Origin of the sequence: Bartonella sp. W8151 (assembly GCF_016100385.1) — a bacterium.
Lineage (GTDB): Bacteria > Pseudomonadota > Alphaproteobacteria > Rhizobiales > Rhizobiaceae > Bartonella > Bartonella apis.
Map to the genome: position 1 here is coordinate 485149 of NZ_JACFSO010000002.1, position 23072 is coordinate 508220.

Annotated in this window: 16 protein-coding genes and 1 other RNA gene; 7 read left to right on the top strand and 10 right to left on the bottom strand. The window is 46.3% G+C overall.

Annotated features, from left to right (window positions below; all coding sequences use genetic code 11):
* Window positions 1-248 precede the first annotated feature (248 nt).
* The 5 genes from lpxC to H3V14_RS04985 all read left to right on the top strand — a co-directional run bounded on the left by lpxC (window position 249) and on the right by H3V14_RS04985 (window position 7809).
* Complete coding sequence (lpxC, locus tag H3V14_RS04965; protein WP_198227028.1) at window positions 249-1142, top strand: UDP-3-O-acyl-N-acetylglucosamine deacetylase; 894 nt, start codon at window positions 249-251, stop codon at window positions 1140-1142.
* Between the two features lie 301 nt (window positions 1143-1443).
* Window positions 1444-2259 (top strand): outer membrane protein assembly factor BamD, encoded by an 816-nt coding sequence (locus tag H3V14_RS04970; RefSeq protein WP_371809443.1) that lies wholly within the window; start codon window positions 1444-1446, stop codon window positions 2257-2259.
* 6 nt (window positions 2260-2265) lie between these two features.
* The gene (gene recN / locus H3V14_RS04975) at window positions 2266-3933 is read left to right on the top strand and encodes a DNA repair protein RecN (RefSeq protein WP_198227030.1); all 1668 of its coding nucleotides are present in this window, start codon (window positions 2266-2268) and stop codon (window positions 3931-3933) included.
* Window positions 3934-4727: 794 nt separating this feature from the next.
* Window positions 4728-6887 carry an NAD-dependent DNA ligase LigA gene (ligA, locus tag H3V14_RS04980; RefSeq protein ID WP_198227156.1) on the top strand — a complete coding sequence of 720 codons (2160 nt, stop codon included), beginning with the start codon at window positions 4728-4730 and terminating at the stop codon, window positions 6885-6887.
* Window positions 6880-7809, top strand: coding sequence for a DMT family transporter (locus tag H3V14_RS04985; RefSeq protein ID WP_198227032.1), 930 nt, complete (start codon window positions 6880-6882; stop codon window positions 7807-7809). Before ligA ends, H3V14_RS04985 begins: the two co-directional genes overlap by 8 nt.
* Window positions 7810-8274: 465 nt before the next feature.
* Here the strand turns inward: H3V14_RS04985 and H3V14_RS04990 are convergent, their stop codons facing one another.
* The 3 genes from H3V14_RS04990 to H3V14_RS05000 all read right to left on the bottom strand — a co-directional run bounded on the left by H3V14_RS04990 (window position 8275) and on the right by H3V14_RS05000 (window position 11727).
* Window positions 8275-10101, bottom strand: a complete 1827-nt coding sequence (locus H3V14_RS04990) for an aminopeptidase P family protein (RefSeq protein WP_198227034.1) — start codon at window positions 10099-10101, stop codon at window positions 8275-8277.
* Between the two features lie 133 nt (window positions 10102-10234).
* Window positions 10235-11104 carry a 50S ribosomal protein L11 methyltransferase gene (locus H3V14_RS04995; protein WP_198227158.1) on the bottom strand — a complete coding sequence of 290 codons (870 nt, stop codon included), beginning with the start codon at window positions 11102-11104 and terminating at the stop codon, window positions 10235-10237.
* A 17-nt stretch (window positions 11105-11121) separates the two neighbouring features.
* A complete protein-coding gene (locus H3V14_RS05000) occupies window positions 11122-11727 on the bottom strand; it encodes an SCO family protein (RefSeq protein WP_075914229.1) in 606 nt (201 codons plus the stop codon).
* Between the two features lie 211 nt (window positions 11728-11938).
* On the opposite strand from H3V14_RS05000, the gene H3V14_RS05005 reads away from it, so the two are divergent.
* Together H3V14_RS05005 and H3V14_RS05010 are read left to right on the top strand one after the other, a co-directional pair.
* Complete coding sequence (locus H3V14_RS05005; RefSeq protein ID WP_075868669.1) at window positions 11939-12580, top strand: DapH/DapD/GlmU-related protein; 642 nt, start codon at window positions 11939-11941, stop codon at window positions 12578-12580.
* A 108-nt stretch (window positions 12581-12688) separates the two neighbouring features.
* Entirely contained in the window at window positions 12689-14404 is a 1716-nt protein-coding gene (locus tag H3V14_RS05010) for a thiamine pyrophosphate-dependent enzyme (RefSeq protein ID WP_198227036.1), read from the top strand.
* A 113-nt stretch (window positions 14405-14517) separates the two neighbouring features.
* Here H3V14_RS05010 and H3V14_RS05015 read toward each other — a convergent pair whose 3' ends face one another.
* The 7 genes from H3V14_RS05015 to H3V14_RS05045 form a co-directional block, all read right to left on the bottom strand.
* On the bottom strand, window positions 14518-16998 hold the full coding sequence (locus H3V14_RS05015) for an ATP-dependent helicase (protein WP_198227160.1): 2481 nt from the start codon (window positions 16996-16998) through the stop codon (window positions 14518-14520).
* Between the two features lie 75 nt (window positions 16999-17073).
* Window positions 17074-18180: a serine/threonine protein kinase gene (locus H3V14_RS05020; RefSeq protein ID WP_198227038.1), complete on the bottom strand. Its 1107-nt coding sequence runs from the start codon at window positions 18178-18180 to the stop codon at window positions 17074-17076.
* Window positions 18181-18510: 330 nt separating this feature from the next.
* Complete coding sequence (locus tag H3V14_RS05025) at window positions 18511-18771, bottom strand: ribbon-helix-helix domain-containing protein (RefSeq protein ID WP_371809444.1); 261 nt, start codon at window positions 18769-18771, stop codon at window positions 18511-18513.
* Window positions 18761-18952 (bottom strand): DUF4169 family protein, encoded by a 192-nt coding sequence (locus H3V14_RS05030; RefSeq protein WP_198227040.1) that lies wholly within the window; start codon window positions 18950-18952, stop codon window positions 18761-18763. The genes H3V14_RS05025 and H3V14_RS05030 overlap by 11 nt, the downstream gene beginning before the upstream one ends.
* A gap of 10 nt (window positions 18953-18962) precedes the next feature.
* A complete protein-coding gene (locus H3V14_RS05035) occupies window positions 18963-19541 on the bottom strand; it encodes an SspB family protein (protein ID WP_198222736.1) in 579 nt (192 codons plus the stop codon).
* A gap of 270 nt (window positions 19542-19811) precedes the next feature.
* Window positions 19812-20182: a transfer-messenger RNA gene (gene ssrA, locus H3V14_RS05040) on the bottom strand.
* Window positions 20183-20917: 735 nt separating this feature from the next.
* Complete coding sequence (locus tag H3V14_RS05045) at window positions 20918-22261, bottom strand: dicarboxylate/amino acid:cation symporter (RefSeq protein ID WP_304504617.1); 1344 nt, start codon at window positions 22259-22261, stop codon at window positions 20918-20920.
* Window positions 22262-23072: the final 811 nt, after the last annotated feature.

Below are 23072 nucleotides of genomic sequence, written 5' to 3' on the forward strand. Positions count from 1 at the left end.
AATTTTTCTCATTTCAAATTGGTGAAATGCACGCCGATGCGAAAGTGGATTTTCGGATTTTGAACCTGCAAGGAACTGCGGTTCAAAATAGACAGGTTAAAAGATATCCGATGTACAAATTCCGGTAAATCGAAAGGCGGTTTTTGCGTTGAATGAAGAGAAAAGAAATTCAATGTCGAAGATTGTTGCCAATAGTGCTATGTGAAAGAAAGTTTCGATAAGCCTCACAAAGGGAAAATCTTTCAACTATGGTTGGCAAACATAAGAATTCTCATCTTGATCCCCATTACCAGTCGACTTTGGCGAAGTCTGTTACGTTAAGCGGACACGGTGTACATAGCGGGCTTGCCTCGACTGTGACAATCCATCCGGCAGAAGTCGGCGAGGGGATCGTGTTTATAAGATCGACCCCGACAGGTGACAAAAAGAAATTCCGTGCTATCTCGGCAGAAACCGGAGCAACCGAGCGTTCGACAAGCTTGGGATCAGGCGCGGTGTGCGTTGAAACGATCGAACATCTGATGGCCGCAATCAGCGCCTATAATCTTGATAACCTTCATATTGAAGTATCACAGAACGAGCTACCCATTCTCGACGGCGGATCATGGAGTTACTGTGAAGCTTTTGACAAGGCAGGCGTCGTCAACCAGAAGGCCAAGCGCAAATTTATTGTCATAAAAAAACCTGTACGAGTCGAATCAGCGACCGGTTTTGCCGAAATCGAGCCGTTTGAAGGTAGACGTTTTGATGTTTCGATCGAATTTCCAACGCCGATAATCGGAAAGAGTACCTTCGTTTTTGATTGCGAGCCGGAAAAGTTCAAGGAAGCGATTTCAAAAGCTCGTACATTCGGCTTTCTCAAAGATGTGGAAACTTTATGGGCTGCCGGTATGGCGCTCGGTTCATCCCTGGAAAATTCAATTGTTATTGATGCAGATGACAAGGTAATAAACCCCGGCGGAACCTATTATGAAAACGAATTTGTTCGCCATAAATTGTTGGATGCCATTGGTGATACAGCATTGACAGGTTCACCTTTTATAGGTCTTTTCCGTTCTTTTCGTGGCGGACATTCGTTGAATGCAAAGCTCGTAAAAGCGTTGCTTCACGATCCTTCCGCATTCGAGACCAAAGAATTTTGATGGAAATTGACTTCCAATACTTTAGTTTTCAGGGAATTGCCATAATTCAGTCTATAACGAATGATTGACCGATTGAGTAAAAATCGGCTAATCCAATGTTAATGTTATAGGTTGATAATAGCTGGTTATAACCTCCCATGACTTCTATTCGGGCAAGGACATGGTCCCGGTGTTGTCTTTTGGGTTTTGATAAACAAGGGAATGCCGGAAGGCCGGAGAGAGCATGACGAAGTTGAATTCGTATATTATGGATGCTGAAAGCAAAAAATCCACTATCGTACGTAAAGTCCTGATCGGGCTGATGCTTGGCAGCGTTTGCCTGACAGCCGGTTGTTCGAAGAAAGATAAAGATGTCGATTTGACATCCTATGTTGAAAAGATCGATCCGCCGGATGTTCTTTACAATCAGGCTTTGGCCAACCTTGATGCAGGTCGTTTGAGCGAAGCTGCAAAAAAATTCGATGCAGTTGATCGCCAGCATCCTTATACCGAATGGGCTCGTAAAGCTCTGGTCATGGGTGCTTTCACCAATTACCGCAAAGGCAACTATGATGAAGCGGTCAATATGGCCAAGCGCTATATTGCCCTCTATCCGACGTCCGAAGAAGCCGCATATGCCTATTATATCATCGGACTTTCCTACTTCAGACAGATTCCCGATATTACGCGCGACCAGAAAGACACAAAGCGCGCAATTGCCGCTATGCAGGAAGTTGTCGACCGCTATCCGAATTCGGAATATGTCGATGATGCCAAGACCAAGATACGTTTCGGCCGCGAACAGCTTGCCGGTAAAGAAATGCAGATTGGCCGCTATTATCAGGAGCGTAAGCAATATCTTTCGGCTATCAAGCGTTACCGCACCGTTGTCGAAGAATATTCGAATACAAACCAGATCGAGGAAGCGCTCTATCGTTTGACAGAAGCTAACTATGCTTTGGGTTTGACATCGGAAGCGCAAACGGCTGCTGCCGTTCTCGGACAAAACTATCCGGAAAGCAAATGGTATAAGGATGCCTTCAACCTGCTGCAAAAGGGTGGTGTTGCTCCTCAGGAAAATAAAGGATCGTGGATATCCCGCGCTTTGAATAAAACCGGTCTGAAAAAAGGCTCTTGACCCTAGATGCTTGTACAGCTTTCGATCCGCGACATCGTTCTGATCGAAAGGCTCGATATCAACTTTGAAACGGGCCTGTCGGTACTCACTGGTGAAACCGGTGCCGGCAAGTCTATTCTGCTTGATTCGCTTTCTCTTGCACTCGGGGGGCGGGGTGATGCTTCCCTTGTGCGCCATGGTGCAGAAAGCGGGCAGGTAACGGCTGTTTTTGATGCGCCGATTGACCACCCTGCCAGAAAACTTATCAAAGAAAATGGCCTTGATGACGAAGGTGATATTATCCTGCGCCGTATCCAGTCTTCGGATGGTCGTTCGCGTGTGTTCATTAACGATCAGGCGGCAAGCGTTGCTCTGATGCGTGACGTTGGCCATGAGCTTGTTGAAATCCATGGGCAGCATGCCGATCGTGCGCTTGTCGATATTGCCTCCCATCGCGATCTTCTTGATGCCTATGGACGTGTAGACGATGACCTTAAAGCGGTGAGAGAACGTTATCACCATTGGCATGATCTCGAAACAACGTTGAAGAAACATCGCGAGAAAGTCGCAGAAGCTTTGCGCGAGGCGGACTATTTGCGCTCGTCTGTTGAAGAGCTCAATAAGCTTGCCCCCGAGGCCGGGGAAGAAGAAAGCTTGGCAATCCGGCGTACCGATATGATGAAAGCCGAAAAAATTGCAGGCGACATCAATGAGGCCGGAGATATGTTGAACGGCGCGCAATCACCAGTTCCGGTTTTGGCAAATCTCGTTCGGCGGCTTGAAAGGAAAATTCCCGAAGCAGAGGAACTTGTCAAACCAATCGTGGATTCAATCGATAATGCGCTTGAAGCTTTGGGCCTTGCACAGGATAGCGTTGATGCAGCCATGAGCGCTCTCGATTTTGACCCGCAAGAATTAAGCAATGTCGAAGAACGGTTGTTTGCTTTGCGTGCCGCCGCACGTAAATATAATGTTCCCGCCGACAATCTGTCGGAGTTGCGCGACAAGATGGATCAGGATTTGAAAGATCTTGACCAGAGCGAGGAAACCGTCGGAAAACTTGAAAAAGAAGTTGCTGCAGCCCTTGCCGATTATGACAAGGCGGCCGGACGGCTTTCGCAAAAACGGCATGAACGGGCAGAAGAATTGACAAAAGCCGTCATGGCCGAATTGCCGGCTCTCAAGCTTGAACGTGCGGAATTTATCGTCAATATTGAGAGCAACACAGATGAACGTACGCCCGAAGGAATAGACAGGGTTGAATATTGGGTGCGCACAAATCCCGGAACAAGAGCAGGTCCGATGATGAAGGTGGCCTCGGGCGGTGAATTGTCGCGTTTTCTTTTGGCTTTGAAAGTGGCTCTTGCCGATCGGGGGTCTGCTCCGACACTGGTCTTTGATGAAATTGATACCGGGGTCGGCGGTGCAGTTGCCGACGCTATCGGGCAGAGGCTGTCCAGACTTGCCAAAGGTGTACAAGTGCTTTCTGTAACTCACGCGCCACAAGTGGCTGCCCGTGCCGACAGCCATTTCCTGATATCCAAATCCGAACATGGGGATGGTGACCGCCTGATTACGCGTGTCCATAAACTCGACATGGATGAACGCGCCGAGGAAATTGCACGCATGCTTGCAGGCGAACATATTACCGATGAAGCCCGCGCCGCGGCATTGAAACTGCTTAATGCAAAATAGAAAACACCAAATTTAAGTAGCGGCGTAAAAGCTCAACGATTTCAAAGTCTGTTGTTCGGCAATTCGTTTAATCAATCGAAGTCAAGCGGCTGGCTAATTCATCAAGCGGCTGGCTATATGATTTTGAAAAAAGGTGGATCATTCGCATCAGAAAAGCCGGAATGTGTTATAATAGTGCCGCATAATCTCGCAGCAAATCTTGAAGACATAGCTGACTAAAGCCAATAATACGGCCAAGTGAATCCGGAAACAATCAGAAACAAGGAAAGCTCGACCTGCATATTTTTTTGACTGATAGTTTTGTTTCCTTGTCGGATATTCTGGGCACCGTGTTCATCATTCTTTTTAATATTCGGCAATAAAAACAACAACGACTGACCTCTGTTCCAACGGAATTCTATTTTTATCAAAAGTCCGGACATGATGCCGAAGTCGGGAGGATTTGATTTATTTATGAAAAAAGTTCCAGAAAGTCGATTTTGCGAAGTTTTACGTGTCTGTTATTTTGCTGGAGGTATGGTCTTCGAGAAATGCGATGTATTTTCTCATCAAACCGACAGAAAGCAACGAGTTCGATTTTTCCGTCAAGTTGTTCTTGGCTTCAGCGGAATGTCAATAAATTGATAAGATAAAAGTGTGGCACCAATGGTTGGCAGTGGTTCTTTGGTGTTTTATCCGCTAAAGATATGGTCACTTGTTAAAAATGAGCCATATTCAATGTTTGTTTTCATGGAATGAAAAACGGATAACGATCATATTGTCAGGCTCATTTTTAAGAATTCTGGAAACCGATGATGCAAGATATTTCAGTTGATGATCTCACGCCCGAACAGGCAAAACAGGAACTGGAACGGTTGGCAAAAGAAATTGCCCACCATGATTATTTATATAATACCAAAGATCAGCCGGAAATATCGGATGGCGAATATGATGCGCTCAGACGGCGCAACAATGCCATTGAACAGCGTTTTCCGGAATTGATCAGGCCGGATTCGCCTTCCCGCAAAGTTGGCGCCAAGGTTTCCGAAAAATTTGAAAAAGTGCGTCATCGCATCCCGATGCTTTCGCTTGATAATGCGTTTTCCGATCAGGATGTCTATGATTTCGTTGACCGCATCCGGCGTTTTCTGCGCCTCAAAGATAATGACGAGCTTGATATCACTGCCGAGCCGAAGATTGACGGCTTGTCGCTGTCTTTACGATATGAAAATGGAAAACTCGTAACAGCAGCGACCCGCGGTGACGGAACAGTGGGTGAAAATGTCACCGCCAATGCGCTAACAATTTCCGATATTCCACATGTTTTGAAAGGCAATTATCCCGATCTTATCGAGGTGAGGGGCGAGTGCTATATGGCGCACGCCGATTTTCAGGCCTTGAACGAGCGCCATGAAGCTGAAAACAAGCAGGTTTTTGCCAATCCCAGAAATGCTGCTGCAGGCTCCTTGCGCCAGCTTGATGCCAGCATTACCGCGCGGCGTAAACTCAAATATTTCGCATATGCCTGGGGCGAGGTCAGCCGCATGCCGGCCGATACGCAATTGGGTATGATGGATGTTTTCCGCTCTTACGGTTTTACAGTTAATCCGCTGACGAAACTCTTTCATTCGGCCGACGGGCTGCTTGAACATTTTCATGCAATCGAAGAACAACGTGCCGATCTTGATTATGATATTGATGGCGTTGTCTATAAGGTCAATGACCTTGCGCTCCAGCAGCGGCTCGGCTTTATCTCGCGTTCTCCAAGATGGGCAATTGCCCATAAATTTCCGGCTGAACGGGCTATGACCATTCTGAAAGCCATTGATATTCAGGTGGGGCGCACAGGTGCCTTAACACCGGTTGCCAGACTCGAACCGATTACGGTTGGTGGCGTGGTGATTACCAATGCTACACTTCATAATGAAGATTATATCAAGGGTATTGGCAATAAAGGGGAAACTATCCGGGGCGGCAGGGATATTCGCGTCGGAGACACGGTAGTCATCCAACGCGCCGGTGACGTTATTCCGCAAATTGTCGACATTGTCGAAGAGCGCCGCCCGAAGACGGCCGAGCCTTATGTCTTTCCGCATATTTGTCCGGCTTGCGGAAGTCACGCAGTGCGGGAAGAGGGGGAGGCCGTGCGTCGCTGTACGGGTGGCCTCATTTGTCCGGCGCAAGCAATGGAACGTATCCGCCATTTTGTTTCCCGCAATGCCTTTGACATTGAAGGGCTTGGTGAAAAACAGGTGGAATTTTTCTTCAATGCCAAAGACGAAAATTTGGCAATCCGCAGCCCTGTTGATATATTTACTCTTGAAACGCGCCAGAAGACAGCATTGAGTAAATTGGAAAATCTTGAAGGTTTCGGACGCACATCGGTTCATAAACTTTATGATGCCATCAATTCCCGCCGGCAAATACCGCTAAGCCGGTTTTTATTCGCGCTGGGCATTCGCCATGTTGGCGAAGTCAATGCAAGAAGACTTGCGCGGGCGTACAAAAACTATAATGCTTTCGAAAAGGTTGCTTTGGCGGCACGTTATCCTGAAGAAAATAGCGGCGAAAGCGGAAATGATGCATGGAACGAGCTCACCAATATTGAAGGCATCGGCTTTATTGTTGCCGAAGCTGTTGTCGATTTCTATGGCGAGGAACATAACCGCAATATTTTGCGAGCCTTACTTGCCGAAGTCACTCCTCTGGATGAAGTTTTGCCGGTTACCGACAGGTCGCCCGTACAGGGCAAAACAATTGTGTTTACCGGTTCGCTGGAGCGCATGTCCCGTGACGAAGCAAAGGCAATGGCAGAAAGATTGGGGGCAAAAACTGCGGCATCGGTCTCGAAGAAGACAGATCTCGTGGTGGCTGGCCCCGGAGCAGGTTCAAAATTGACAAAAGCACAGGAGTTGGGAGTGCAAATTATTGACGAAAATCAGTGGTTCAAACTGATTGGTGAGGAAAATGCGTAAAGCGGCGCCACCGGAATTTCATGTAAAAATGCCGCCATCGGCAGAGCCACGTTACTTTTTGGGTATTGGCCTTGCACTTGCTGCAACCGTTATTTTTGCCTGTCAGGATGCCATGACCAAAACGCTGGTTCATAGCTATCCGGCTACTTTTATTGTTATGGTTCGTTATTGGGTGTTTTTCCTTGCCGGTGTCTATATGGCTAAAACGGCAAGTGGCGGCCTTATTGCCAATATCAAAAGTAAACGCCCGATTGTCCAGTGTTTGCGCGGTCTGTTGCTTCTTTTGGAACTCATTGCCATTGCCTTGGCTTTTCGTGTCATGGGACTTGCCGAAGCGACATCCATTTTCCAGTCCTATCCGCTTTTCGGTACGATCATAGCGGTATTTCTATTGAAGGAAAAAGTTGGCTGGAGAAGAGTGAGTGCGCTGGTTATCGGTTTTATCGGTATCCTGATTATGCTGCGACCGGGAAGCGGCGTATTGTCTGTCGGCGCAATCTGGGCACTCGTTGCAGCATTATTTTTCGCCCTTTACATGGCTTTGACCCGCCTTGTTGGCGGTATTGACAAGCCACAAACCTCGTTTTTCTATGTCGGGCTTGTCGGCCTTGTGGTTATGAATCTTGGACTTCCGTTCTTCTGGGTTCATATGGATAGCCACTATGTATGGATACTTGTGGCACTATGCTTTACCTCGGTTGTAGGGCATTTTTTGATGATCAAAGCATTGAGCCTTGTACCCCTTACTGTGGTTCAGCCATTCAACTATTTGCAGCTCGTATGGTCGGTTATCATCGGCTATATTGTCTTTGGTGATATGCCGGATATATTGACGCTGGTTGGTGCGGCTCTGGTAGTGGGAAGCGGTTTGTTTGTGTTTTTCCGCGAACAGGTAAAGACCGCAAAAATCGTTGTGAAGTAGCGCTAACGAAGCTTCGTACACTCGAAAGCTTGTCTCTCCCGTCGAGTTATGAAGCGGACTGGCGGTTATAAGGCAAAAATGAGCCGCAATTTCGGGATATTCATCGCTTGATATTTCACCTTTATCGTCTGCGCTCTGCTGAGTGCCGCATTGGAGCCTTAGCCACGTCGGATTGGTGAAAGCGTTCAATTCTTTTGCAAGGATATAGCGATTTATACCCGTACTCAAAATCATTTATGATATGTGGTTTATATTTACGTTTGTTGGCGCCGCTTTTGCGTGGAGGCCAAACGTTTTGCCTCACTCGTTCTTGCTTTTTGGTCTTGTAAGCATAGCCCGTCTCTGAAGACCCCCTTTAGTCTTCAAAGACTACGGTAGTTGCTGAAAGGTTATTGTGCAGTGACAAGTGACCAAACTTGCGGAATGAAAAACGCGAAAGATTTTTCTTTCGCGTTTTTTTCAGTTTCATAGAGGTTGCGTTGCTGCCTCAAGCCATTTGCGATCAACCTCATCAAGGTGTGGTGCGTTTTCTTTCATGACACGGGCATGATAGGCGTTTAGCCATTCGCGTTCCTCATTCGTCAGCATATCAACGGCAATAAGGTTACGGTCGATCGGGCAGAGAGTGAGCGTCTCGAAACCGAGCATATCAATATCGCCACCCTTGACCGGTTTGGCCGGTTTGACAACAAGCAGGTTTTCTATGCGGATGCCGAATGCACCTTCGCGATAATAGCCCGGTTCGTTGGAAACAATCATTCCAGGTAAAAGTTCTTGCCCACCGCGTTTTGAAATGGTTTGCGGGCCCTCGTGAACAGCAAGATAGGAACCGACGCCGTGACCCGTGCCATGGGCAAAATCCAGTCCTGCTTTCCATAAAGCGATGCGCGCCAGAACATCAAGGTCCTGCCCGCGTGTACCTTTCGGAAAACGTGCCGAAGAAAGGTCGATCATACCTTTGAGAACGAGTGTGAAACACCGTTTTTCTTCCGAACCTGCGTGGCCGATTGCAACTGTGCGGGTGACATCGGTTGTGCCATCGCGATATTGCGCACCGGAATCAACGAGATAAAGCTCGCCTTCGTTAAGAGGCCGATTGGTTGCTGTATTGACGCGATAATGGATGATAGCACCATCGCTGCCACTTCCCGAAATTGTATCAAATGACAGATCTTCAAGTTTTGACCCCATCTTCAAGGCAGTGTCGGCACGGAAGCTCTCAAGTTTCGTCGCTGCCGAAATCTCGTCCACTGTGGCGGGTTTCTGCCGTGAAAGCCAAGAGAAAAACCGGCAGAGAGCCACACCATCGCGCGCATGGGCCTGACGGCTTCCTTTAAGCTCAGCCTCGTTTTTGATTGCGCGCGGCAAACGTGCCGGATCGCGCAAATCTTTAATTGTGCCGCCATGATCGACAATCACCTGACGCAATTTCTCGGCTGAAAGTTGCCCGTCAAGTGAAAAGCAAGCTTTCGACTGCGCCTCTTTTGTGATTTCGCCCATTAATGCGGAAGGTTCGAAAATGTCGACATAACGGGCAAGATATTGCTTCTCACTTTCTCCAAGCTTGCGCTGGTCAATAAATAAAGATGGCCGGCCTTTTGCCCGGAGAATAGCAAAAGACAAGGAAAAAGGTGTATTGGAAACGTCATTGCCGCGAATATTGAAAACCCATGCGATCGACGAGGGGTCTGTCAATAGAACGAGATCGCACCCGTCTTTTTTCAAGCTCTCTGCCATCAATTCAAGCTTTTTATCGGCAGGAACACCGGCATAGTCGAGAGGCTGGATTGTGACCGGCGTCAGCGGCGGTTCCGGTTGGTCATGCCAGATGAGATCGACGAGATTTTTTTCCGTACCGACAAGTTTGCCATGTGCTTTTTCCTCAACGGCTTTTTTCAGTGCCTTGACGCCATTAACGGTATGAAGCCATGGATCAAAGCCGATATTCAAACCTTTGGTGTTTTGTTCAAGCCAAAGCGAAGGCGGGCAGGAAATGAGATCGGCATAAGTGAATATTTTTCCGTCTGTCTGGTTGCGCACTTGCAAAGTGTAGCGCCCGTCAACGAAAATAACCGCCTTGTCTTTCAAAATCAGTGCAACACCGGCCGAGCCGGTAAAACCGGTGAGCCATTGCAGCCGCTGCGCATGGGGAGGCACATATTCCCCCTGATGCTCGTCCGCTCTTGGCACCAGATAGCCATCAAGCCCGAGTTTTTCCATTTCTTTGCGTAGCGCGGAAACACGCGGTCTTGCATTATCGGGATTTGTTGCAATTTCAAATGATTGAAACATAAAATCGCCTCTGATTGTCTAGTCGGTGAAAGAATTATAATCGCTATGATCGGGCAATTCTATCACCTGTTATTTTTGTGAAATGGCCAAATGTCCGATTGTTTATTGGCCACCAATTTTATTTGATCGTCACTTATTTCAAATGAATGGCAACCCAGCCTTCATGATGCAAAGTTTTGATGTATTTCGCGCCTTCCGCCTCGAAGGCCTTGACCACGCGGTCATGCTGCTCTTCCAAAATGCCTGAAAGCACAATGGAACCACCTTTTTTAAGCGCAGGAACCATTTGTGGCGCAAGTTCAATCAGAGGATTGGCGAGAATATTTGCAACAATGAGATCAAAGGGTGAGCGCTTTTTAATCTCTTCATCATCAAGACCGGTAGCCGTGATGGTTGTTATTGTTTTGGTGACACCGTTTAAAGCAAAATTTTCTTTCGCAACTTTGATCGCAATCGGGTCAATATCGGTTGCCAAAATTCTGATCGGTTTGATCAAAGCAATACCGATTGCCAGAATTCCGCTCCCCGTTCCAAGATCAAGTGCATTTTGCGGTTTTTCATGTTCCATAACGTCGGCGATAAGTTCAAGGCAGCCGACTGTCGTTCCATGGTGGCCGGTGCCAAAAGCTTGACCGGCATCGATTTCGATTGCGAGATCACCCGGTTTCACCTTGTCGCGGTCATGGCTGCCATGAACGAAGAAACGTCCCGCGCGAACAGGATTAAGTCCTTCAAGACTATGGCTTACCCAGTCAATATCCGGAAGTATTTCTATTTCTATCTTGTTTTCATTGACGCCCAAAACTTGCGCAAAGCGGGGAAGTACCGAATTCTTTTGAGTCTCATCCACATAGAGCGAAACTTCATAAATTCCATTGGCTTCATCTATTTCGGTTATCGCAAGGGGAAAGGCATCATCCTCGAAGGCGTGATCGAGAAGTTCATATTGTTTTTCAGCTTCGCGTTTCGGCGATTTATAATGTAGGCGGATCTGTCCCAAAATTTTTGTCCTTATGTCTTTTATTGTTTTGCCAGACTCTTGAGACGCTCTATAGCAATCTGGTCTTTCAATTCATTTCTGTTTTCTTCCACGCTATAAGGGATGACGCCGGCAAATTGGCCGCCTTTTTTGGTGAGAAGAATTGCCGCTGTGTGGTCGTAGGTATAATCGCCATTCTCACCGGGTACTTTTTCAGCCGCAATATTGAAAGATGATACCAGTTCGTGGACTTTTGCAGGATCACCGCTAATACCAACAACTTTGTCGGTAAAATTCGATAAATAATCGTGAAGAACTTCCGGAGTATCCCGTTCGGGATCCACCGTGATAAACCAGATATTGATTTTATCCGCGTCCGGTCCCAATTCTTTTATCCAATTGGTCATACTCATCAACGTTGTCGGGCAAATATCCGGACACATTGTGTAACCGAAAAATATCGCTGACGGCTTTTCACGAAGTTCAACCTGCGTAACGGTTTTTCCATTGGAATCGGTAAGGCTGAAATCCTCACCGAGTGGCGGACTGACGAAGGTTTGCCAACCAAATATGAATGCCATAAAAACCGCAACCAATAAAACAATGTAAAAAACACTTAATGCAGTCTTTTTACCTTCACTCGTCATTGCGAAAATCCCTTGAATTTGATTGGACCGCCAAAAAAGCCACCTTTGTAACCCGAAGATGATATTTTAAAATATATCGGTATGAAAACGATACTGCAATGAAAAGCGGAATTTAAATTATAATTGTCGGAAAGCTTCGGTCAAATAGTCGGGATTGCACTTCTCCTAACCGCGTTTTATGGTAATTCATCATTCAATATACCGGATTATCATGAGCATATCGCCAACAGACCAACGCTTTCAGGATAGTGAGCCGCGCATCCATTCAACAGCCAAACTCCACGGTTGTAAACTTGGACGTTTTTCCGAAATCGGTGAACGGGTTCTCTTACGTGATGTAACGGTTGGAGATTTTAGCTATTTCGAACGCAATGGTGAAGCAATATACACCGATGTCGGCCGTTTTTGTTCTATTGCTTCGAATGTCCGGCTCAATGCCCTTGAACATCCGATGGAACGGGTAAGCATGCATAAGATGACTTACCGGCCGAATGAATATTTTCGTTTCATGACACTTGATAGCGCTTTTCGCGAAAGGCGACATAATAAACGGGTAACCGTGGGCCATGATGTCTGGATCGGTCATGGGGCGGTGGTGATGCCGGGAATTACCATCGGTCATGGCGCGGTGATTGGTGCCAATGCTGTTGTAACCAAAGATGTCATTCCTTACGAGATTGTCGGCGGCGTTCCGGCCAAGCGAATAAGAATGAGATTTCCCGACTACATTATTCAGGCGCTTCTTGACCTTTGCTGGTGGAATTGGCCGCTGAACACACTTTATGAAGCAATACCCGATATGCAACAACTCTCGGCTGAAGAATTTATCGCAAAGTGGAAAAAGCTTGTCTGAGAGTAGAAAAAATCATCAAAGACACGCGATAACACGAATTTTATTTTCAATTTCTCGTTGTTTCTTTCAATAGTTATTTTGTACTTCAATTTTGAAAGGAAATTGAAAATGTCTTCTAAACGTGTTGGCGAGATTATCGTAGAGACACTGCAAAAAGCCGGTGTGAAACATTGTTACGGCATTGTCGGTGATACACTTAACTATATCACCGATGCGATATATCGCTCGAAAATCGAGTGGGTCCATACACGCCACGAAGAAGCTGCTGCTTTGGCAGCAGGAGGAGAAGCTTATTTGACTGGCGAATTGAGTGCATGCGCAGGCTCTTGCGGGCCGGGGAGCTTGCATCTTATCAACGGAATTTATGAATCAAATCGCAATCGCGCTCCGGTTGTGGCCATAGCAAGCCAGCTTTCAACCGAAGTTATCGGCAGTGAATGGCCGCAGGAAGTCGATTTTCCCGCACTCTATTCACATTGCTCGGTATTTTGCGAGCAAATTTTAAATCCGGAGGAAGCACAACGCATAACCGTCGAAGCATGTCAGGCAGCACTGACAAAAAGAGGTGTTGCTGTCATTGTTCTGCCGGTTAATGTTTCCATGCAAACGGTAAGCCATGTCACGCAATATAGCGTTCATCGGCCGAATCCGGTTATTCGCCCTTCCGATAGCGAACTTGAACAAGTTGCATCCCATTTGAACAAGGGCAAAAAAGTTGCAATCTATGTCGGTTCGGGTGTCAAAGGTGCTCATGATGAGGTGGTCGCTCTTGCGGCAAAGTTGAAAGCACCAATTGGACATTCGTCAAAATCGAAAGATTTCATCGAATATGACAACCCGTATAATATGGGAATGAACGGCATGTTGGGCGGAAAGCCCGGTTTTGACATGGTTGAACATTGCGATACTTTGCTTTTGCTTGGTACCGATTTCGCTTATACGCAATTTTATCCGGACAAAGCGACGATTATTCAGGTAGATGAGGATGGAACCCATTTGGGCCGTCGTCATCCTGTCAATATGGGGTTGATCGGGGATGTCAAATCGACAGCGGCAGCACTTTTGAAATATGTTGACGAAAAAAAAGATACCGGTTTTCTCGACCAGTGTCTGAAAACCAAAGCCGAAGCCGAAAAAGCTGAAGCGAAGGAAACCGCTGTTTCAAAATCGATTATTCATCCGCAATATCTGGTATCGCTTATCAATCAATATGCCGATGATGATGCGCTGGTTACAGGTGACTGCGGTTCGCCAATGGTTTGGTTACTCCGCCATTTCAAAACAAATGGCAAGAGGAGAACGCTTGCCAGTCTTTCCCATGGAACAATGGCAAATGCTTTGCCGCAGGCTATCGGCTTCAAAAAAGCCTATAACAACAGGCAAGTTATCTCGCTTTCGGGCGATGGCGGCCTTGCCATGTTGATGGGCGAACTTTTGACTGTTGTTCAGGAAAAGATCGACGTCAAGATTGTAGTTTTCAACAATTCATCACTCAACTTCGTTGAACTTGAACAAAAGGTTGAAGGACTGGTTGACCATTATACCGATTTACAAAATCCCGATTTTGCAAAACTCGCTGAATCTATTGGCATAAAAGGTTGGAAAGTTGACAAGCCGGAAGAACTCGAAGGCGCAGTCAAAGCCTTTTTGAGTGCCAAAGGTCCGGCACTTCTTGATGTCAAAACCAGCGGATATGAACTGGTTATGCCGCCAAAGGTAACGGCCGGTGAAGTTTCCGGAATGGCACTTTATGGTACCAAGGCGATTATGCAGGGACGTGTGAAAGATGTAACCGATCTCCTCATTCACAATTTCATTAAATAACCGCTTGATTAATTTGATAAAATAAAAGGCAGAAAATTGATTTATTTTTCTGCCTTTTTAAATTTTATGGAAGTTGCAGCAAAACCGGATGATTACGGACAAGCAAAAGATATTCATACTTTTTTGACAAAACTGTCGAGTACGCGCTTTTCGCCTGCTTTGTCAAAAGCGATTGTGAGTTTGTTTCCGTCAATCGCTGTGACATTGCCATTTCCGAATTTGATATGAAAAACCCTGTCACCCACGCTGAATTCGGACGGTTTGTCGGAAACCGATTTGGCGACAAGCTCGCCTTCTATAGTTTTCGAACGCGCTGCCCGTCCTGCACCATAGCCGGAATCAACTTCCCCATAACCGATGCGTTCAACATTGGCGCCCGAACGATTACCCCAATTGGTGCGTGTCGCGTCAGTTGCATTCTTTTTGGCTCTTTGCCAACCAGGTGTTGAATAATTATTCTGGAACGGTTCCTGTCGGTCAAAGCGAGATTGCCCATAACCGCCATAGGACGTTTCAACTTCCGCAACTTCAACATGTTCGTTGGGCAGTTCATCAAGAAAACGGGATGGTATCGTCGTTTGCCACAACCCGTGAATACGCCGGTTTGAAACGAACCAGATGTGAAGGTTTTCCTTTGCACGTGTAAGACCGACATAAGCGAGGCGCCGCTCTTCTTCAAGCCCAGCACGCCCGCATTCATCAAGCGAACGTTGATGGGGAAACAGCCCTTCTTCCCATCCAGGCAGGAATACCGTGTTGAATTCCAGCCCCTTGGCCGAATGCAGCGTCATGATGTTGACTGCGTCCATGTCTTCGTTCTTTTCTGTATCCATGACCAAAGAGACATGTTCGAGAAAACTTCTCAAACTTTCAAAATCTTCCATGGAATGGATAAGCTCTTTCAGGTTTTCAAGGCGCCCCGGAGCTTCGGCAGAACGATCGGCCTGCCACATGGCAGTATAGCCCGATTCATCCAGAATAGTTTCCGCAAGCTCCGTATGAGGGGTATTATCAAGCATATTCTGCCAGCGGCGGAAATCTTCGACAAGCTTTCTTAATGAGCTTCTGGGCTTCGGTTTCAGTTCATCGGTTTCTACCATTTCCTGAGAGGCTTTGAGCATAGGCTCGTTGCGGGCTCTGGCTGTATCATGGATTTGACGAACAGTTGCTTCGCCAAGGCCGCGTTTGGGCGTGTTGATAATACGCTCGAATGCAAGATCATCCGAGGGTTGTGCAACAACACGGAAATAGGCAAGTGCATCGCGAATTTCCTGCCGCTCATAAAAACGCGGGCCACCGATGACGCGGTAATTAAGCCCCAATGTGACAAACCGGTCTTCAAACTCACGCATCTGGAATGATGCGCGAACAAGAATGGCAATGTCATTCAAAGCAAGGCCTTGATGTTGTAATTGTTCGATTTCCTCGCCAATAGCACGCGCTTCTTCTTCCGAATCCCACGCGGCATGGACTTTGACTTTCTGATCATTTTCCGTTTTGTTATCGGTAAAAAGCGTTTTTCCCAACCGGCCTTCATTATGGGCAATGAGATAGGATGCAGCCCCCAGAATATGCGAAGTCGAGCGGTAATTGCGTTCAAGACGGATGACAGTTGCACCGGGAAAATCTTTTTCAAAACGCAAAATATTATCAATTTCTGCGCCGCGCCAACCGTAAATGGATTGGTCGTCATCTCCGACACAACAAAGATTGACAGTTTGTCCGGCAGGGCGTTGTGCCAATAGTCTCAACCACAAATATTGTGCAGTATTGGTATCCTGATATTCGTCGACCAGAATATAGCGGAATTTTTTATGATATTCGCGCAAAACATCGGCGTTTTTCTGAAAAATATGGATGGGATGCATCAACAAATCGCCGAAATCACACGCATTCAGCGTTTGCAAACGTTCCTGATAGGCGCGGTAAAGCTCGCGTCCTTTGCCGTTGCCGAATGAGCGGGCATCGCCTTCCGGTATCTGGTCAGGCGCAAGGCCATGGTTTTTCCACCCGTCAATCATATTGGAAAAAGTGCGCGCGGGCCACCTTTTGTCGTCAAGCCCTTCAGCCTGAATGAGCTGTTTGATAAGCCTTATCACATCATCCGTATCAAGAATGGTGAAATTGCTGTTGAGGCCGACAAGCTCCGCGTGACGACGAAGAATTTTTACCCCGATCGAGTGGAACGTGCCAAGCCACGGCATGCCTTCAACCGCGCCGCCCACCAGTTCACCAATACGGTTTTTCATTTCACGCGCAGCTTTATTGGTGAACGTGACCGCTAAAATCTGGCTTGGATAAGCAAGACCAAGCCGTAAAATATGGGCAATGCGTGTGGTCAGAACCCGCGTCTTTCCGGTGCCAGCACCTGCCAGAACCAGAACCGGACCTTCTGTCGTTGTTACGGCAAGGCGCTGCTCGGGATTGAGTTTTTTAAGATAATCGGCTTCAGTATTGGCATTACGGCGCGCAGCCATAGCGCGTGCAGCCAAACTGCCATCGCCATTGTGAGCTTCATCGCGCACAGAAGATTGCGGCGTTGGCTTTTTCGGCTCATCATCAAAAAACGGTATATCGTCAGGAAAATCGGTCATCATCACCAATCTAATGGTTCAAGATATTTTCTGCTAGGCCAGAATATAAGCTTTTACACGAAAACGATTGCAAAATCACTTTTTTTTGCGTTGTGCTTCATATTGATAGACGCGCCGGTCGGTCAAATTCTTCCGGTTGTCTATGATTGGAGCAACCACCGGTTTCAAGTCCGGTTCGCGTTTGATCAAAGCGACAAGATCATTGAGCTCGTTCATGGCAACGAGTTTTATAATATCATCGCGAATTGACCCGTCTTTACGCCTCGGCAATTGATGCACAACTTGAAGAGACTCGATTTTCTGGTCTTTCAGAAGATTGCGAACAGCTTTTTCATCAAGCTTGTCGGATTCAACAAAAACATAAAGCCCGACACCTTTTGCGGGAAGCGAATAGGTTGCAATGGCGATATCGCCAATATCCGGATTATTTTTCAAAAGATTGCGAATGACCGGCCCCTGATGTTGAACGCGGTCGCCTGTTCCGTCACCATCCGACCATTTGAACATGTCTTTGGTGATAAAATTATAGACACGCTTGCCTGTTGCCAACCAAAGACGCGACGGCCAGGAGCGGTTTTTTAATATCCGCCTTTCTGTTGGCGTCATAAGTTCCGGCGCAAAACTTCTTTTTTGCTTTATAAGATGACGAAAATCCTCATAGGCAAAATAGCGGTAAAGGGCACCTCGGCGTTTATGCACGCTTGCCAACTGGAAATCGATAATCGAGGCTTTTCCGTCGCTTGTCATCAGCCAGTTTTGCGGCTTTGCAAGGTCGTTATGGGTAATGCCCATGCGGCGCAAATTGCGAAGTATTTTAAATGCACTCAAATAAAATTCGGGTTTGTTCGGGCGCGCCAGATGTAGTGGTGTTCCTTCACTCCACGAGCGATATAGCCCGTCTTTATCAACAGCAATAAGCTGTGGTACGCCTTCAAGCCCGCGGACTTTCTTCAATGCCCGTATTTCTCTTCTTGCCAATATCCAGGCAAGCGGGCGAGACCATTTTGGCGCAGCCGTAACAATGCGGCGGATAACGCGTTTATGCGGATCATCAGCAAAATAGCCGACCCGCGTTTCCGAAAAAACATCGCGCTTTAAAACCATCAGAGCCACAAATTCGGTTAAAAATTGTGGGTCTTTCAAAGGCGGCAAGGCGCTGTCTGAATCGGCAAAATGTTCCATAGCGTTGAGTTAGACGGTTGGCTCTCTTCTATCAAGTCCGTTTGTTCAAATCGGTTAGAAATATAAACGACAAAAAGCAGGAAGTAACCATTATTGTCAAATTCGGACAAAAATAGCACATGTCTTCGGCATAACTTCAGAATCGGTGCTTTTCTAAGGCGCGGTCCAACATAAGTCCGGAAAGCGCGCATTGGCTTACAAGTTTCAAGCTTACGTCAAGAAATGAAAGAATAGGCGGGCGACGGAAATTTCGCGTTAGGCCACGTTAGACGATAGTATTTTAAAATGAACCCGCATTACTGATTTTAAAAAACCTGTTTGCGGGGTGCTTCAAATATTTTTTGCAAGCTTCAGGGCAAGCAGGCGCAACGCAGCTGAAAGATTGATTTCGCAAGGTCGTGTCTCGTCGATCAAAGTTACTAGGCTAGCAAAAGAAAGTTCAAGTTTGTTAGCTTCTTGCAGCAGAATATCAATATAGGCCTGCTCAAGTGATATACTTGTTGCATGACCATCAATGCGAACAGAAATTTTCTTTGCCTGCGCTTTCTGCCAGTCAATGGTTCCGATTGACGAGCGCAGGTTATCCTTGATCTTTGTCGTGAGGAATTTTCCTTATATCAAGAAAGCTTTCGGTTTTTTGTTTTTGTCGTTTATCAAATGCACGCTCGATTTTTGTGCGGCCGAATAAAACCCGATTCTCTTCTGCTTCTTTTTCGCTGTTTAGACGTTTCTTTTGTTTGCGAAACTGCCGCAAATTGAAAACTTCAGCCATTAAAACCGCCTCATTTCTTCCGGAAGGCATCAAGCGAGACAACATCGGCGGAAGGCTTTTTTTCTTCTGCACTCGACTTATCATCGCCATCAACGGCTTTTTCGTGTGCTTTTATTTTGCCGGAAGTTTTCTTCTTGCCCTTTTTATCGGCAAGAATGGCAAGTTCACCGCCTTCTTTTTCTTCCGTTATCGTTTTCACATCGGGGCTATCATTGTCACTTTTCGGCATATCGGATGCAAGATCGAACGCAGCTTCGAATGCCGCCGTCGGATCATAAAAAACCTGAACAGCAGAAAATGGAATGACAAGACGTTCGGGAACGTCACCAAACGAGAGGCTTACTTCAAAACCGTTATCTGAAACATTCAAATCCCAGAACTGATGCTGCAAAACAATTGTCATCTGTTCCGGATATCGCTCTTTCAAGCGTGATGAAATTTTTACCCCCGGTGCATTTGTAAAAAAAGTAATGAAAAAATGATGGTCACCCGGAAGGCCGGCTTTTGCTACCTCGGACAAAACTTTACGGATAACACTACGTAAAGCGTCCTGAACGAGAATGTCATAACGGATCTGATCATGAACCATCGAAAACCTGTTCCTTCTGCGATGTGCTTTAACCAAACTTGGCACACATCCTTAATGCAATGTAGCCAATTGTAATGCAATGAGGCAACCAAAATCTCCTCAAAAATTTTCTTGACCTTCGATTGATCACAACCTTCGGTCTCAAACTTGATGAAATGACCACTATGGCTTTCGGAACAAAGACAAATTGAAGCCAAAGTTTCAAACTTGAACTTTCAAAATTAAATGAGTCGATAGTTTTTAAACAGAATGCTGCTGAACAAAATTAGAAGTGAAGGCTTCTGTTGCCAGGTGCCTCCGAACCCCGCTTGGACCGGCGAAGGTCCAAGACTTAATTTGAAGCGTTCGCGCCGCAATTAAGCAGCGAGACGAGCTTCCGCATAGTTGTCATTTGCAACTACTTAAGTAGCCCGATAACGGTGGTACAATGCCGGGTAAAAGAGCAATCTTTACGCCCTTGTCGATCCTATTTCGCCCCCTTCATAACAAAAACAACCAGAATAATGAAAGCTGTTTTGGTTGTGGTGGAGGCGCCGGGTACCGCCCCCGGGTCCAATGGGTTTATTACACTGTCCATTTATTACCATAGCTGGCAAGCCAGCACCGCCAATATAGGTAAAATAGCTCTCATAGAAAAGGGGGGGTGTCCAACTTTTTCGCAGCCCGTTTCAAATAGTGATACAGGCGTTCGGTTAGCTGGTCGGGCTATTTAATTTTAATTATTCCGGATGAAAAATAATGAAGAATCATTGTTTGCCGGGAGATAAAAAATTTTAAAAGGTCGCTGCTCATTCATGACAGGAAAACCGACTTCATGCTCAACCACTTGGGGGCAAATAAATATATGATGCAAATGCGGATGAAGTAGCAGTCAAGCGATGTGACAAGAGATTGCCGTTTAAATTTCAAATACGCGATGCCATGGAGTTGGCTGTAACCGATGGCGCCGTAACGTATAGAAAAGGGCCCTCGAACAATTTACTCAAGAGACAAAAACAAACAAGCAGTCAAGAAACTGTAATTAACTGTCGTTTCATTGAAAAACAGTCGTATGAAAATCGGATGATATGATACTTTTTTGTTGCCGATAAACCCGTTTGCCCGGGCAAAGGCAAAGGCCGGTTTCACGTCCAATCTCGCCGAGGGTCTAATTCCGCCTTTGCGCAAGGAACAGAAGATTATGAGATTTGGTGGAAAGGCGAAGGCGGTAGCCTGTTTATAAAAACTTGGACGGGTCGAATTCAGTGGTCTGGAACAACATCGTTCAGTCCGATTTTGTGGCGATCCGATTCTAAAAAATTTAGCTATCGGGATTCATATGGTCACAAAAAAGCCCCTCGAAAGAGGGGCTTTTCCTAATTCAGCAGGATGTGCTTTTACCGGGCTTCTTCACTTTTTGCTTCATCAACGTGGTGATGCCCGTGTTGGTGTTCATGACCACCCAGTACTTTATGAAGTTGAACCGTATCAAGCTCGTTTTCCCAACGGGCAACGACGATACAGGCTACCGCATTGCCGACGAGATTGGTCAATGCTCGGCATTCCGACATGAAGCGGTCAATACCCAATATGATAGCCATGCCCGCAACAGGAATAGCGGGAACCGCACCAAGTGTAGCGGCAAGTGTGATGAAGCCTGCTCCGGTGACACCGGCTGCTCCCTTTGATGAAATCATTGCAACGATCAGAATAAGCAACTGGTGTTCAAGCGTAAGGTTGATGTCCAAAGCTTGCGCGATAAACAATGTTGCCAATGTCATGTAAATATTGGTTCCATCAAGGTTGAAGGAATAGCCTGTCGGAATAACAAGCCCGACAACCGATTTCTTGGCGCCCGCCTTTTCCATTTTTTCCATTAATGTCGGCAAAGCAGCTTCTGAAGACGATGTGCCGAGAACCAACAGCAGCTCGTCTTTGATGTAGCGGACAACTCTGAAAATCGACACGCCGTTATAGCGGCAGACAGCACCAAGAACGACAACGACAAACAGAATAGATGTCAGGTAGAATGTTGCAACCAGATAGAACAGGTTGATGACAGAGCCGATACCATATTTACCGATTGTGAAGGCCATTGCACCAAAAGCACCAATCGGGGCGGCTTTCATGAGAATGGCAACCAATTTGAAAATTGGTGTGGAAAGAGCATGGATGAAATCCAGAATGGGGCGGCCACGTTCGCCAACGGATCCCAAAGCGACACCGAACAATATGGAAAAGAACAGTACCTGAAGGATATCGCCCTCGGCGAAAGCAGAAACCACTGTCGAAGGAATGATGTTCATCAGGAATTTGACGATTGATGCGTCATGGGCTTTTTCGGCGTAAACTTTGACCGAAGCAGCATCAAGTGAAGCGGGGTCAATATGCATTCCCTCCCCCGGTTGCAGCACATTTCCGATAATGAGGCCGATAATAAGCGCCAGCGTTGAAAATGTAATGAAATAAAGCATGCATTTGCCTGCAACACGACCGACTTTTTTCAAGTCGCTCATACCGGCAATACCGCTTACAATGGTCAAGAAGATAACCGGTGCGATAATCATTTTAACCAGTTTGATGAAGGCATCACCAAGCGGCTTCAACGATGCACCGACATCAGGATAAAAATATCCGAGCAAAATACCACAGATAATCGCGAATATCACCTGCACATAAAGTACTTTGTATAACGCACGACGAGGATGTGGTTTTGTCATTTGTTCAATTTTGTAAGCCATGAAGCCTCCCTCTGATCGACCGCACCACTTTTTTTTAAAATGGTTCCAGCAGCTCCTCGGCTACCTCCCGACCGACCTTTTCCATAAAGTCCTGCAATTCATATGCCAAGTGGCCATTGCTTCGCAAGTTTATTTCATCAAATAACAGCATTTTCAGTCAATAAAATAACTAAAAATCGGGGGAAAAACCATGAATTCACCATAGGTTGGGCTGATATCCTCAATTTTTGATTCAAATGTTTTTTTACCAATTGGGAGAATTCCATTTTATTTCAAAATAGAATGCCAAACAGTCAACTTTCTGGTCTTAATCCGAACTTTTGTTCAGAATAAAAGCAAACTGCTGTCTGATAATAAACTGGGGCTAATCGCATAACGCCACTGTGGCTTGGAAGTTTAGCGCTCCTTTTGCCATTTCCGTTAGGGTGATGAAGAGAAGCTAAAGACGCGAAAAAGCTGAAGACAAGAGGAGGGGACGGTGCCGGATTTTTGGCCTGATATTCAAGGTTGGGTGTTTCAACATACAAAAACGAGATTGTACAATAACAACAACTGTCGACATCATTTTATTCATAAATGGTGGCAAGTGATGATTTGATTGCTTTGTTTAAAATTCTGCCAGCTTTGTTTATAAAATTGCTATCAAACCCGGGAAGTTTTTCCAAATACTCCGGAAATTAGGACTATTCCAATAAGGCCACTCATTGCGGCTTTGATAAAATGAAGAAGTGCATATCGGAAAGTAGAAGACGGATATAGCTGAAAATCCAAAAAGAATTTTTGTTCCGAAAACGCGAAGTTTCGACGTCTA

Bases quoted from the DNA above. Each gene is read 5' to 3' on its own strand.
- lpxC (WP_198227028.1), top strand. From the start codon at position 249: ATGGTTGGCAAACATAAGAATTCTCATCTTGATCCCCATTACCAGTCG.
- H3V14_RS04970 (WP_371809443.1), top strand. From the start codon at position 1,444: ATGCTTGGCAGCGTTTGCCTGACAGCCGGTTGTTCGAAGAAAGATAAA.
- recN (WP_198227030.1), top strand. From the start codon at position 2,266: ATGCTTGTACAGCTTTCGATCCGCGACATCGTTCTGATCGAAAGGCTC.
- ligA (WP_198227156.1), top strand. From the start codon at position 4,728: ATGCAAGATATTTCAGTTGATGATCTCACGCCCGAACAGGCAAAACAG.
- H3V14_RS04985 (WP_198227032.1), top strand. From the start codon at position 6,880: ATGCGTAAAGCGGCGCCACCGGAATTTCATGTAAAAATGCCGCCATCG.
- H3V14_RS04990 (WP_198227034.1), bottom strand. From the start codon at position 10,101: ATGTTTCAATCATTTGAAATTGCAACAAATCCCGATAATGCAAGACCG.
- H3V14_RS05000 (WP_075914229.1), bottom strand. From the start codon at position 11,727: ATGACGAGTGAAGGTAAAAAGACTGCATTAAGTGTTTTTTACATTGTT.
- H3V14_RS05005 (WP_075868669.1), top strand. From the start codon at position 11,939: ATGAGCATATCGCCAACAGACCAACGCTTTCAGGATAGTGAGCCGCGC.
- H3V14_RS05010 (WP_198227036.1), top strand. From the start codon at position 12,689: ATGTCTTCTAAACGTGTTGGCGAGATTATCGTAGAGACACTGCAAAAA.
- H3V14_RS05015 (WP_198227160.1), bottom strand. From the start codon at position 16,998: ATGACCGATTTTCCTGACGATATACCGTTTTTTGATGATGAGCCGAAA.
- H3V14_RS05020 (WP_198227038.1), bottom strand. From the start codon at position 18,180: ATGGAACATTTTGCCGATTCAGACAGCGCCTTGCCGCCTTTGAAAGAC.
- H3V14_RS05030 (WP_198227040.1), bottom strand. From the start codon at position 18,952: ATGGCTGAAGTTTTCAATTTGCGGCAGTTTCGCAAACAAAAGAAACGT.
- H3V14_RS05035 (WP_198222736.1), bottom strand. From the start codon at position 19,541: ATGGTTCATGATCAGATCCGTTATGACATTCTCGTTCAGGACGCTTTA.
- H3V14_RS05045 (WP_304504617.1), bottom strand. From the start codon at position 22,261: ATGGCTTACAAAATTGAACAAATGACAAAACCACATCCTCGTCGTGCG.